The following is a 12786-nucleotide window of genomic DNA, read 5'->3' on the forward strand; positions in this document are numbered from 1 at the left end:
ATTACGGCGCCGCGGACTCCCTCGGCACCGGGATCGTCCGTCAGCACCTCATCGTACGAGGGCAGCGTACGCTTCCGCTCCAAGATTCGGACAGGGTGTCCGGATGCCGGGACGGGCATCTCGGTCGACGAACAGGCCGCCGAACGGGCCGACGAACGGTCCGCCGGACGGGCTTCCGGGGACTGCGAACAGGCTTCCGGAGACGGCGAACAGGCTCCCCGGTTACGTCCCCGGGCTCACGCCCCCGGCACCCTCACGCCCCGGTCAGATGCCCCTGTACCACCGGAGCCACCCGCGCCACGATCTGCTCCACGTCCGCCGAAGCCAGCGGCTCGACCTTGATCACGTACCGGAGCATGGCGATCCCCACCAACTGCGCGGCCGCGAGCTCGGCCCGCAGCTCCGCGTCCGGCAGGTCGAGGCGGCGCGCGATGCGGCCCAGGAGCTGGGCGGCGACGAGGCGGCGGAAGACCGACGCGGCCGTTTCGTTGTTCATCGCCGAGCGCGCGATGGCCAGCAGCGGGGCGCGCGTCGCGGGGTTCTCCCAGATGCCGAAAACGAACCGGGTCAGCCGCTCGCCGACCCCGTCGAGCGGCCCTTCCTCGACCGCCGCGGGCGCCTGCAGCGCGGGCGCGAAGGCGACCGTGACGGCCGCCTCGAAGACCTGCTCCTTGGTGCCGAAGTAATGGTGCACGAGCGCCGGGTCCACGCCTGCCGCCTTGGCGATGCCGCGCACGGAGGTCTTCTCGTATCCCCGTTCGGAGAACTCGTCGCGGGCCGCCTGCAGGATTTGGTCGCGCGTCGCGGGTCCGGTCTCCGACTGCGTACGGGACGGGCGTCCCCGGCGGCGCGGGGCGGTGGCTCCCGACGGCGGGCCCGCGGTCATGAGCGCGCTGCCCTGTTCATGAGCGGGGCCCTGTTCACGAGCGGGGCACCCGCACGGCCGACGCCAGGTGCAGCCGCGTGAAGGCGAGCGCCTCCGCGAGGTCGGCCTCGCGTTCGGCGCTGGACATCGCGCGCCGCGTGTTGACCTCGATGACGACGTGCCCGTCGAAGCCGGTGGTCGCCAGGCGCTCCAGGAGCTCGGCGCACGGCTGCGTGCCGCGGCCGGGCACCAGGTGCTCGTCCTTGGCCGAGCCCTTGCCGTCGGCGAGGTGGACGTGGCCGAGGCGGTCGCCCATGCGGTCGATCATCTCCATCGCGTCCGTGCGGGCGGTCGCGGTGTGCGAGAGGTCGACGGTGAAGTGGCGGTAATCGTCCTTGGTGACGTCCCAGTCGGGTGCGTACGCGAGCATCTCGCGGTCGCGGTAGCGCCAGGGGTACATGTTCTCGACGGCGAACCGCACGTCCGTCTCGTCGGCCATCCGCCAGATTCCGTCGACGAAGTCGCGCGCGTACTGCCGCTGCCAGCGGAAGGGCGGGTGCACGACGACGGTCGACGCGTCCAGCTTCTCGGCGGCGGCCTTTGCGCGCTGCAGCTTGACCCAGGGGTCCGTGGACCAGACGCGCTGCGTGATGAGCAGGCAGGGCGCGTGCACGGCGAGGATCGGGATCTGGTGGTAGTCGCTCAGCCTGCGCAGGGCCTCGATGTCCTGGCTGACCGGGTCGGTCCAGACCATGACCTCGACGCCGTCGTAGCCGAGGCGCGCGGCGATCTCGAAGGCCGTCGCCGTCGACTCCGGATAGACGGAGGCCGTCGACAGGGCGACCTTCGCATCCGGGACGCGCACCACTGGTTCTGCCACGAAGGACAGCGTACGGGCCCCGTCCGGGCGCCGGGCAGGTGGCCTCATGACGGCCTGCCCAGGAGCGCCACGGCCGCCCCGCCCGGCCCGCTCAGGGGCTTCACGACGCCGGCAGGTGGTCGAGCCTGCGCAGGATCACGCCCTCCCGCAGCGCCCACGGACAGATCTCCAGCGTCTCGACCCCGAAGAGGTCCATCGCGCCCTCCGCGACGAGCGCCCCCGCGAGCAGCTGCGCGGCCCGCCCCTCGGAGACGCCGGGCAGCTCCGAGCGCTCCTGCGAGGTCATCGCGGCGAGCTGCGGCACCCAGTCCTCCAGGGACTTCCGCTTGAGTTCGCGTTGTACGTAGAGCCCCTCGGCCGAGCGGGCCGCTCCGGCCAGGCGGGCGAGCTGCTTGAACGTCTTCGACGTGGCCACGACGTGGTCGGGGGCGCCGAAGCGGGCGAACTCCCCGACGGTACGGGCGATCTGGGCGCGCACGTGCCGCCGCAGGGCCTTCACGTCCGAGGGGTCGGGCGGGTCGGCGGGCAGCCAGCCCGCGGTCAGGCGCCCGGCGCCGAGCGGCAGGCTGACCGCGGCGTCCGGCTCCTCGTCGATGCCGTACGCGATCTCCAGCGAGCCGCCGCCGATGTCGAGGACGAGCAGCTTGCCCGCGGACCAGCCGAACCAGCGCCGGACGGCGAGGAAGGTCAGCCTGGCCTCCTCCTCGCCGGAGAGGACCTGCAGGTCGACGCCGGTCTCGTCCTTGACCCGGGCGAGCACCGCGTCGGCGTTGCTCGCCTCGCGGACCGCCGAGGTGGCGAACGGCAGCACTTCCTCGACGCCCTTGTCCTCGGCGGCCTGCATGGCCTCGCGCACGATCGACACCAGGCGGTCGACGCCCTCGGGGCCGATCGCCCCTGCGGGGTCGAGGAGTTGGGCCAGGCGCAGGTCGGCCTTGTGCGAGTGGGCGGGCAGCGGGCGCGCGCCGGGGTGGGCGTCGACCACGAGCAGATGCACCGTGTTCGACCCCACGTCGAGGACACCGAGTCTCATATAAGGAACGCTACGCCGCGTGGGGAGATCGTCTGGCCTCGGGCGGTCCACCGCACGCATACCCTGGAGACGTGCCAAAGACGAAAAAGGCGAAGACCGACAAAACGAAGTCGGGGAAGTCGTCGACGAAGCCGCCCAAGTCGCAGAAGCCGAAGAAGCAGGGGAAGCCGGGGAAGTCCGGGAAGCCGGTGTCGGACGAGAAGGGCCTGGACTTCGCCCGTGCCTGGGTGGAGTTCCCTGATCCCGCGGACGACGAGCAGGTCTTCCGCTGCGATCTGACATGGCTGACCTCTCGCTGGAACTGCATCTTCGGAAGCGGCTGCCAGGGCATCCAGGCGGGCCGCGCCGACGACGGCTGCTGCACTCTTGGTGCCCATTTCTCGGACGAGGACGACGAGAAGCGGGTCGCCGGATACGTGGAGCGGCTCACGCCCGACATCTGGCAGCACCACGACATCGGCAGGGAGACGGGGTGGATCGCCACGGACGAGGACGGCGACCGCCAGACCCGTCCGTACAACGGCTCGTGCATCTTCCAGAACCGCCCCGGTTTCGCGGGCGGCGCCGGCTGCTCGCTGCACATCCTGGCGCTCAAGGAGGGCCGCGAGCCGCTGGAGACGAAGCCCGACGTGTGCTGGCAGCTGCCGGTGCGGCGGACGTACGAGTGGATCGACCGCCCCGACGACACCCGCATCCTGCAGGTGTCCATCGGTGAGTACGACCGGCGCGGCTGGGGCCCCGGCGGCCACGATCTGCACTGGTGGTGCACGTCGGCGACGTCGGCGCACGGTGCGGGGGATCCCGTGTACGTCTCCTACCGCCCCGAGCTGATCGAGCTGATGGGCAAGGACGGCTACGACCGCCTGGTGGAGCTGTGCGAGGAGCGCCTGGCTTCCCAACTGCCCTTGCTGGCACCGCATCCGGCGGATCCTGCCCCGTAAGGGGCGCGGGGGACTGCGCGACCAGCCACATCGAACCCGCAGACGAAGAACCGGCTGTCGGAGCAGTCAACTCGGGCTCGGTCCGCCGCTGCCCTCACTCGGCGGCGGCGTCGAGTCCGAAGGCCCCGGGTCCGAGGGCGTAGGCGTCGGATCCGGCGGCGTCGGTGTGGGGTCGGGGTCCGAGGGCCCCGGGTCCGACGGCCCCGGATCGGTCGGCTTCGGGTCGGGACCGGGGCCGGGGTCGGACGGCCCGGGATCCGTGGGCCTCGGCGTCGGCCGGGGCCCGGGCGGGCGCCCGTCCCCATGGCCGTCGATCGAGATGACCGCGCCGGACGGCGCGACCGAGACCCGTGCGCGCCAGTGGCCCCACGGCTCGCGGTCGTGGTCGACGTACACCTGGAGGGTGACGGACTCCCCCGGCGCGAGCGTCCCCGACGAGCGGCTCAGGTAGAGCCAGGACGCGCTCTCGCTCACCGACCAGTGCACCGGTGAACCGCCGGACGCCGTCAGCGTGATGAGGGTCGTGTCACCGCTGGGCTGGGCGTCGACGGTGAGGCGGCCGGGGCCCGTGGACGAGCGGGACGGGGGGCCGCCGCCGCTGATGACCTCCACGGAGACGTCGGGAGAGCGGCTGCCCGCTGTGAAGCGGGGCTCGGGTCCCGTGCGGGCGTTGCCCGCGTTCTCGTAGCTGTCCCTGGCGCGGTCGCTGCCGAGGCCGTCGGGGCCCTCTCCCTCGCTCGCGGTGACCGAACTCCCGTCGTGGCCCTCGCCGGTGAGCGGGCCTCGGTACGCGGCCCACAGGGCGAGCACCGGGGCGGCCACGACGGTGGCGACGACGGTCGTCGTGACGGCACGCGCGCGCAGGCGCTCGCGTCGGGCGGCGTGGTCCTTGGGGTCCATCGGGAAACCGCGCCGGTCGTAGCGGGGATTGCCGCCCCGCGCGCGGGGGACGTGCGCCATCGCCACGTGGATCGCGGCGCGCGGGGCCTCCACCACGGGGAGGGCGGCCGGGCTCACGGCCGTGCCGGGCCAGGCGCTCGCTCCGGCGCGCTCGGCGGTGCGGCGGCAGCGCGGGCAGTCGTCGACGTGCCGGACCAGTTCGCGGCGCAGGGCCGTGCCGAGCAGGAGTTGGTTGTCGCCGGTGAGGCGGGCGACGACGGGGCAGGTGCCGGTCTCCACCACGGCGAGCGCGGCGCGGGTGCGCTCCACCTCGCAGGCGGCGGACGCGAGCAGGCCGCGGGCCTTGGCGAGGTCCATGCCGAGGACGGCGGCGACCTCGGCGGGGGCGAGCTGGTGGCGCACGGCCAGTTCGAGCGCCTCGCGCTGCTCGGGGGTCGTCCCCGCAGCCTCGGGCCAGGCCAGCTGGGCGAGTTCGCGGCGGCGCCGCCGCTCGGTCTCCTCCGAAGGGGCCGCGGATTCGGGGCCTTTGGAAGCGCGGGGACCTTTGGGGGCGCGGGCTTCGGCTTTCGCGCCGTGCGAGGGGGCGTGCGCGTGCGCGCCCTGGCGGTTGCGCTTGGCCTCGGCGAGACGGCGCAGACAGACCCAGCGGGCGAGGGCGTAGAGCCAGGCCCTGAGGTCGGCCTCGGCCTCGGGGCCGCGCGAACCGCGCCGCTCGGCGAGGTGGAGCACGTCTCCCAGGGCCGCGGTCGCCGCGTCGTGATCGCAGAGGACGGACAGGCAGTACGTGAACAGGCCGTCCAGACACGGTTCGTAGCGCGCGGGCGGCGTCGTCCGGGGCGCCGGGCGGGGCACCACGCGCTTGCGCGCGTCACGGTGCGCCCGGTGCGCGCCGGTTGTGTTCGTGGAGGTTTCCGGCCTGCTGCTCATCACCCGTGCGAAGGTAGGCGGATGATGCAGGCCCCTTCCTCCGTCTTGCGCACATTTAATCCTTACGGGTGAACAGATCCCTCAAAAGGGGACAGGAACCCTCCATTCCGTGGCCTTGGCTCCTACGCGCGGCGAACAGAAGGAAGCCGCCGGAGGCGGGCCGGACCGCGGCGGACCGCGTTGTCAGTGGGCTCGGCTACGGTTTCGACCATGGCTGCCCGTACGAAATCCGCCAAGGACAGGCCGTCCTACCGCTGCACCGAGTGCGGCTGGCAGACGGCCAAGTGGCTCGGCCGCTGCCCCGAGTGCCAGGCCTGGGGCACGGTCGAGGAGTACGGCGCGCCCGCCGTCCGCACCACCGCCCCCGGCCGCGTCACCTCCTCCGCCGTCCCGATCGGGCAGGTCGACGGCCGCCAGGCCACGGCGCGCTCCACCGGCGTGCCCGAGCTGGACCGCGTGCTCGGCGGCGGCCTGGTCCCCGGCGCCGTGGTGCTGCTCGCGGGCGAGCCCGGCGTCGGCAAGTCCACGCTGCTCCTGGACGTCGCGGCGAAGGCGGCGAGCGACGAGCACCGCACGCTCTATGTGACCGGCGAGGAGTCGGCGAGCCAGGTCCGCCTGCGCGCCGACCGCATCGGTGCCATCGACGACCACCTGTTCCTCGCCGCCGAGACCGATCTGGCCGCCGTCCTCGGCCACTTGGACGCGGTCAAGCCCTCGCTCCTGATCCTCGACTCGGTGCAGACGGTGGCCTCCCCGGAGATCGACGGGGCGCCGGGCGGCATGGCGCAGGTCCGCGAGGTCGCCGGAGCCCTGATCCGCGCCTCCAAGGAGCGCGGCATGTCCACGCTCCTGGTCGGCCACGTCACCAAGGACGGCGCCATCGCGGGCCCCCGCCTCCTGGAGCATCTCGTCGACGTGGTCCTCCAGTTCGAGGGCGACCGCCACGCGCGCCTGCGCCTCGTCCGAGGCGTCAAGAACCGGTACGGCACGACGGACGAGGTCGGCTGCTTCGAGCTGCACGACGAGGGCATCACCGGCCTCGCCGACCCCAGCGGCCTCTTCCTCACCCGCCGCGCGGAGCCCGTCCCCGGCACCTGCCTGACCGTCACCCTGGAGGGCCGCCGCCCTCTGGTCGCCGAAGTCCAGGCGCTCACCGTCGACTCGCAGATCCCGAGCCCCCGGCGCACCACCTCCGGTCTGGAGACCTCCCGCGTCTCGATGATGCTGGCCGTCCTGGAGCAGCGCGGCCGGATCACCGCCCTCGGCAAGCGGGACATCTACAGCGCGACGGTCGGCGGCGTGAAGCTCTCCGAGCCCGCGGCCGACCTGGCCGTCGCCCTCGCGCTGGCGAGCGCCGCGAGCGACACCCCGCTCCCCAAGAATCTCGTCGCGATAGGGGAAGTGGGCCTGGCGGGCGAGGTCAGACGGGTCACCGGCGTCCAGCGCAGGCTCGCGGAGGCGCACCGCCTGGGCTTCACCCACGCCCTCGTACCGGCCGATCCGGGCAAGATCCCCGCCGGTATGAAGGTCATCGAAGTCGCCGACATGGGGGACGCCCTGCGTGTCCTTCCGAGGTCCCGTCGCCGAGAGGCCCCACGGGAGGAGGAAGAGCGCCGGTAGACTTTGCCCTGGTCTCGCCCATCCGTACGAAGCAGGGCGTGCGCTCCGTACGGAGCGAGCGTGCGGCAGAGGCCCGGACAACCTGCGACCGAGGGAGTGCAGTGGCAGCCAACGACCGGGCAGCGTTTCCCGGCAAGCCCGGTTCGAGCTCCGGTGCCGATGGGCTGATGCGCGCCTCCCTGAGCGCCGTCGCGCCCGGCACGGCACTCCGCGACGGCCTGGAGCGCATCCTCCGGGGCAACACCGGCGGACTGATCGTCCTCGGCTTCGACAAGACCGTCGAGTCGATGTGCACGGGCGGCTTCAACCTGGACGTGGAGTTCACGGCGACGCGCCTGCGCGAGCTGTGCAAGCTCGACGGCGGCATCGTCCTCGACAAGGACATCACCAAGATCCTGCGCGCCGGCGTGCAGCTGGTGCCGGACCCGACGATCCCCACGGAGGAGACGGGCACCCGCCACCGCACGGCGGACCGGGTGAGCAAGCAGGTCGGCTTCCCCGTCGTCTCCGTCTCCCAGTCCATGCGCCTGATCGCGCTGTACGTGGACGGCCAGCGCCGCGTCCTGGAGGACTCGGCAGCGATCCTCTCCCGCGCCAACCAGGCCCTCGCGACCCTGGAGCGGTACAAGCTCCGTCTCGACGAGGTCGCGGGCACGCTCTCCGCCCTGGAGATCGAGGACTTGGTGACGGTCCGGGACGTCACGGCGGTCGCGCAGCGCCTGGAGATGGTGCGCCGCATCGCCACCGAGATCGCCGAGTACGTGGTGGAGCTCGGCACGGACGGCCGCCTCCTCGCCCTCCAGCTGGACGAGTTGATCGCGGGCGTCGAGCCCGAGCGCGAACTGGTCGTCAGGGACTACGTCCCCGAGCCCACCGCCAAGCGCTCCCGCACGGTCGACGAGGCGCTGCAGGAGCTGGACGCCCTCACCCACGCGGAGCTCCTCGAACTCCCCATCGTGGCCCGCGCCTTGGGCTACACCGGCTCTCCGGAGGCCCTGGACTCCGCGGTGTCCCCGCGGGGCTTCCGCCTCCTGGCCAAGGTCCCGCGCCTCCCCGGAGCGATCATCGACCGCCTGGTCGAGCACTTCGGGGGCCTGCAGAAGCTGCTCGCCGCCAGCGTGGACGACCTCCAGACGGTGGACGGAGTGGGCGAGGCCCGGGCGCGCAGCGTCCGCGAGGGCCTGTCCCGTCTCGCCGAGTCGTCAATCCTGGAGCCGTACGTCTGACGCTCCGCCGAGGCGGGTTCTTCGGCTGCGGGTGCTTTGTGGCTGGTCGCGCAGTTCCCCGCGCCCCTTACCGGGGCGCGGCCTTGCCCTCAGTCCTTCTCAAGCACGAACGAAGCGCGGGCCGTCCCCAGGCCGGGAGCCTTCGCCTCGACCAAGTACGTGCCCGGGGCCGCCGATCCCGCCGAAGGCGTCGCGCACTGCGGGGCGCTCGCCCGGCGGTCCCACTGCACCGCGTGCGTGACGCGGCCCTCCGCCGGCACCCGCAGCAGCAGGCTCCCGCTTCCTGACGGGCAGTCGGCCGAGGACCAGAACTCCTCGTCCCCCTCGGCCTGAGTGATCGTCACCACCGTGCCCTTGCCGCCGAGATCGATCTTGCAGGCCTTGCCGCCGCTGTTCTCGGCGATCAGCTCGAACTTCGGCTTCTCGTCGATCCCGTACTCGTTCTCGACGCTGCGCACCTTCAACTTCACGTCGCCGCTGGTGCAGTTGGGCAGCTTCGTGCCGGCCGGCAGCCGGTCGCCCGAGCCGCCGCCGCCCTTGGCGCCGTCGTCGGATCCGCCGCCGGACCCCGCCGAGCCGCCGGAACCGGAACCGGAGTCCGAGCCCGATCCCCCGGAACCGCCCGAGCCGGAACCGGAACCGGAGTCGGAGCCCTCGCTCGACTCGTCCCGGCCGCCCGGGTGTTCACTGATCGCGGGCCCGGATCCGGAGGGTCCCGGAGTGATGGACGTGGCGGGGCCGTTGCCGCCGGGGCCGTCGGCGCCGTTCTTCTCGCCTCCGCCACCGGAGGTGACGACCCAGACGACGAGCAGCACCAGCAGTCCGAGCACGGACAGCAGAACGGCCCTCCGACGCCAGTAGATGGTGGAGGGAAGCGGCCCGACCGGATTGCGCAGAGATCCCACGCCCAAACCTTACGAGAGATCCGCTGCTTCTCCTGCCCCACCCGCCGCCTTGGGCGACAAAGTTTGCGGATCATCATCCCGCAGACGCCCGCCGCCCCCTGTCCATCGACAGGGGCGTGACGGGTCGATCGCCAGATGTGACGATTCGGCCGCACTCCGTACCGTCCGTAATCATGGACACCATGACCGACGATCTCTACCGCGACATCACCGGCTTCGCCCACGACACGCCATCGTGGTTCCAGCACCTCGCGGAGGTGTGGACGGAACTCGGGCTGCTGCTCTTCGGCGTGCTCTTCATCGTCGCCTGGTGGCGGGCCAGGAGCGGGGAACCGCGTTCCCTGGCGATCGCGGTCCTCGCTCCGCTGGCCACCGCGGTGGCTTATGTGTGCAGCGAGTTGTTCAAGTCCGTGATCGAGGAGGAGCGGCCCTGCCGGGCGGTGTCCGGCGCGCTCACCCCGCTCGTCGAGTGCCCGCCGCACGGCGACTGGTCCTTCCCGAGCAACCACTCGACGATCGCGGGCGCCGCGGCCATCGGTCTCGCGCTGGCCTGGCCGCGGATCGCCGCCCTCACGGTGCCGATGGCCGTGCTCATGGCCTTCTCGCGGGTCTTCGTCGGTGTGCACTACCCGCACGACGTGGCGGTGGGTCTCGTCTTCGGCGCGGTCGCCGCGTTCGTCGTCGTCCGGGTCTCCACGCGTCCGGTGGCGCGGATCGGGCAGGCGATGCGCGGGTCGAACACGGGGATCGTGCGGTGGTTCGCGGGACCGGGCCCCGCCCAGGCCCCCGTCACGCTTCCGGCACAGGCCCCGCTGCAGAACCAGCCGCGGTATCCGGGGCGGAACCAGCCGCAGTACCCGGGCCGGCACCAGGCCCAGTACCCGGAACAGCACCAGGCCCAGCACCCCGAGCAGCATCAGGGCCAGCAGCCTCAAGGGCAGCCGCAGGCTCCGTACGACCCGGCCGCCTACGACCAGCCGACGATGACGTTCCGCCGCCACGACTCGCAGCAGCACTGAGCCGAGCGGCTCGCATCCGGGCCACGGGGCTCGTTCCGACGGCGTCTACGCCTCCGGGACGAGCCCCGCCTCGTACGCGACGATCGCCGCCTGGACGCGGTTCCTGACCGCGAGCCGGTCGAGGACCGCGCTCACGTACGCCTTGACCGTGCCCTCCACGAGATGCAGCCGGGCCGCGATCTCCGGGTTGGACAGGCCCGCGCCGACCAGGCCGAGCACCTCGCGCTCGCGCGGCGTGAGGACCTCGACGCGGGCGCGCGCGGTGGCGGCGCGGCCGAGGTGCCGGGCGCCGAAGCCGTCGATGACGTGCCGGGCGACCTTGGGCGAGAGGAACGCGGCGCCGTCCGCCACCGCCCTTACACCCGCGATGAGTTCGTGCGGATCACCGGACTTCAGCAGGAAGCCGGTGGCTCCGCCGCCGAGCGCGCGGGCGACGTACTCGTCCTCGGAGAACGTCGTCAGCATCGCGACCGCGGCGCCTGGCACCGTACGGACGATTTCCTCGCCCGCGGCGAGCCCGTCCAGGCGCGGCATGCGGATGTCGAGCAGCGCCACGTCCGGGCGGTGGGCCCGGGCGAGGTCCACGGCCTCGCGTCCGTCGGCGGCCTCCGCGACGACCTCGATGTCCCGGCCCGCGCCGAGGATGGCCCGCACGCCGGCGCGGATCATGGCCTCGTCGTCGGCCAGCAGGACCCGGATGGCGCGCCGCGCCCCGCCGTTCCACGTCTCGTCCACCGTGCTCATTTCCTCTCCCGGTCCTCGGCCTTGTCGTCGGTCTCGCCCGCCGTCGGGATGACGGCCTTGTCCACGAGCCGGTCCTTCATGGCGCCGCCCGTGCCGAAGCAGACCCTGAAGTGCGCGACGGCGGTGAAGAGTTCATCGCTCGCGCGGTAGTACGCGCAGTCCGCGTCCGCGGGCGGCGGGGTCGGCGCGCGCTCCAGCGGCGGGTCGGCGACGGTCCGCTCCGGCAGCACGCGCCCGGCCTCGGCGCGCGGCTCGCCGACGCGCAGGCGCGCGTAGTCGGCGGGGTCGAGGACGGAGTGCGTGCGCGAGTACGCGTACCAGGCGAAGGTCCCGCCGACGAGCAGTACGCCCGTGGCGACGGCGGCGCCGAAGGCCAGGGCGGTGCGGCGTCGTGCGTACGCGATGCCGGAGCCGGGGTGCGGCGGCGCGGGCGCGGCCGCCCGGTCCGGAAGGCGCGCGGTGACCCGGAAGCCGTGGCCGTGGGGGCCCGCGTCCAGAGTGCCGCCGAGATCCGTGACGCGGGTGCGCAGGCCGCGCAGTCCCGAGCCGCCGCCGGACGCGGGCGGGGCGCCCCGGCCCGAACCGTCCGCGCGGGGGCGGCCGTTGGTGACGGTGACCGTCGTCGTGGCGCCGTCGCGGGCCACCGTGACGGCGACGTGGGCGCCCGGCGCGTGCTTGGCGGCGTTGGTCAGCGCTTCTTGGACGACGCGGTGGACGGTGCGGCCGGTCAACCCGCCGCCCGCCGGGTCACCCGGCGCTTCCGGAGTACCGCTTGCCCCGCTTGCCTCCTCCTCGTCGTCGGCGTACGTGATGTCGAGACCCGACTCCGCGGCGCGCGCGACGAGGGCCGCGACGCTCTCGCCTGCCGGGGCGAGCGGGGCCTGTTCGTCGCCCTCGTCGCGGAGCAGACCGATGATCGCGTGCAGCCGGTCGGTGGCCTGCGAGGCGGCGGCGCGGAGGTCGGCGGCCGCCTCGCGGTGCGGTTCCGGCAGGTCGGGGGCGACCTGCAGGGCGCCCGCGCGCACGGCGATCAGGCTCAGCTCGTGGCCCAGGGAGTCGTGCATGTCCTGGGCGATGCGGGCCCGTTCGCGCAGCCGGGCGCGGTCGGCGACGATGCGCTGCTCGCGCTCCAGCTGGTCGGCCCTGGCCCAGCCCGCGGCGGCCAGCTCGCGGCCCTGGCGCCAGTAGCGGCCCGCGAGCCACGGGAAGACCGCGCCGAAGACGAGCGTCCCCATGAGGACGAGCCACTCGACGACCGGGTCGACGTCCCGCACGGCGATCTTGACGGTGCCGGCGAGGGCGATGCCCCCGAAGGCGATCAGGGCGGGCCGTGCGCGGAACGCCCGGCGGCCGAGGAGCAGCGCGAGGACGGCGAAGGCGGGGCCGTACGAGAGGGTGAAGAGGGAGGAGGCGGTGGCGAGGCCGAGGGCGGCGGCGAGGAGGAACGCGAGAAGGGGACGGGACCGCCGGACGGCGACCGCGACGGCGAGGACCGCCAGGGCGACGGCCTGTCGCGCCGCGGAGCTGGGCTCGTTCAGACCCATCCGGTCCACCGTCAGGACGGGCACCGCGAGCGCCCCCCACAGCAGCAGGTCCCCCGTACGTCTTTCCACGCCCCCGACGCTACGTGCCGACGCCCTTCACCACCCCTGCCGATCGTCAGGTCCCTGGGCCGCGACCCGGGAAACCGTCGAGGCGAGCCGCGCGGTTGGCCCGTGGCCCGCCG

At 73.3% G+C, this 12786-nt stretch carries 11 protein-coding genes; 4 read left to right on the forward strand and 7 right to left on the reverse strand.

Features of this window, described 5'->3' with window-relative positions:
• Positions 1-253 precede the first annotated feature (253 nt).
• The 3 genes from ACZ4D5_RS08840 to ACZ4D5_RS08850 form a co-directional block, all read right to left on the reverse strand.
• The gene (locus ACZ4D5_RS08840) at positions 254-886 is read right to left on the reverse strand and encodes a TetR/AcrR family transcriptional regulator (RefSeq protein ID WP_467771661.1); all 633 of its coding nucleotides are present in this window, start codon (positions 884-886) and stop codon (positions 254-256) included.
• Between the two features lie 34 nt (positions 887-920).
• Positions 921-1745 (reverse strand): sugar phosphate isomerase/epimerase family protein, encoded by an 825-nt coding sequence (locus tag ACZ4D5_RS08845; RefSeq protein WP_467771662.1) that lies wholly within the window; start codon positions 1743-1745, stop codon positions 921-923.
• A 100-nt stretch (positions 1746-1845) separates the two neighbouring features.
• Positions 1846-2778 (reverse strand): Ppx/GppA family phosphatase, encoded by a 933-nt coding sequence (locus ACZ4D5_RS08850; RefSeq protein WP_467771663.1) that lies wholly within the window; start codon positions 2776-2778, stop codon positions 1846-1848.
• A 71-nt stretch (positions 2779-2849) separates the two neighbouring features.
• Here ACZ4D5_RS08850 and ACZ4D5_RS08855 point away from each other — a divergent pair, with 71 nt between their 5' ends.
• Positions 2850-3719, forward strand: a complete 870-nt coding sequence (locus tag ACZ4D5_RS08855; RefSeq protein WP_467771664.1) for a DUF3109 family protein — start codon at positions 2850-2852, stop codon at positions 3717-3719.
• A gap of 66 nt (positions 3720-3785) precedes the next feature.
• Here ACZ4D5_RS08855 and ACZ4D5_RS08860 read toward each other — a convergent pair whose 3' ends face one another.
• Positions 3786-5546, reverse strand: coding sequence for a BACON domain-containing protein (locus ACZ4D5_RS08860; RefSeq protein WP_467771665.1), 1761 nt, complete (start codon positions 5544-5546; stop codon positions 3786-3788).
• A 210-nt stretch (positions 5547-5756) separates the two neighbouring features.
• On the opposite strand from ACZ4D5_RS08860, the gene radA reads away from it, so the two are divergent.
• Complete coding sequence (radA, locus tag ACZ4D5_RS08865) at positions 5757-7166, forward strand: DNA repair protein RadA (protein ID WP_467771666.1); 1410 nt, start codon at positions 5757-5759, stop codon at positions 7164-7166.
• Between the two features lie 101 nt (positions 7167-7267).
• Positions 7268-8392, forward strand: a complete 1125-nt coding sequence (gene disA, locus ACZ4D5_RS08870; protein WP_467771667.1) for a DNA integrity scanning diadenylate cyclase DisA — start codon at positions 7268-7270, stop codon at positions 8390-8392.
• Positions 8393-8481: 89 nt separating this feature from the next.
• Here disA and ACZ4D5_RS08875 read toward each other — a convergent pair whose 3' ends face one another.
• Positions 8482-9297 carry a hypothetical protein gene (locus ACZ4D5_RS08875; protein WP_467771668.1) on the reverse strand — a complete coding sequence of 272 codons (816 nt, stop codon included), beginning with the start codon at positions 9295-9297 and terminating at the stop codon, positions 8482-8484.
• Between the two features lie 173 nt (positions 9298-9470).
• On the opposite strand from ACZ4D5_RS08875, the gene ACZ4D5_RS08880 reads away from it, so the two are divergent.
• A complete protein-coding gene (locus ACZ4D5_RS08880; RefSeq protein ID WP_467771669.1) occupies positions 9471-10316 on the forward strand; it encodes a phosphatase PAP2 family protein in 846 nt (281 codons plus the stop codon).
• Between the two features lie 45 nt (positions 10317-10361).
• Here the strand turns inward: ACZ4D5_RS08880 and ACZ4D5_RS08885 are convergent, their stop codons facing one another.
• Positions 10362-11060, reverse strand: coding sequence for a response regulator transcription factor (locus tag ACZ4D5_RS08885; protein ID WP_467771670.1), 699 nt, complete (start codon positions 11058-11060; stop codon positions 10362-10364).
• Positions 11057-12673 carry a sensor histidine kinase gene (locus ACZ4D5_RS08890; protein ID WP_467771671.1) on the reverse strand — a complete coding sequence of 539 codons (1617 nt, stop codon included), beginning with the start codon at positions 12671-12673 and terminating at the stop codon, positions 11057-11059. The genes ACZ4D5_RS08885 and ACZ4D5_RS08890 overlap by 4 nt, the downstream gene beginning before the upstream one ends.
• Between the last annotated feature and the right edge of the window lie 113 nt (positions 12674-12786).

It is taken from the genome of Streptomyces sp. NPDC025651 (genome assembly GCF_055558735.1).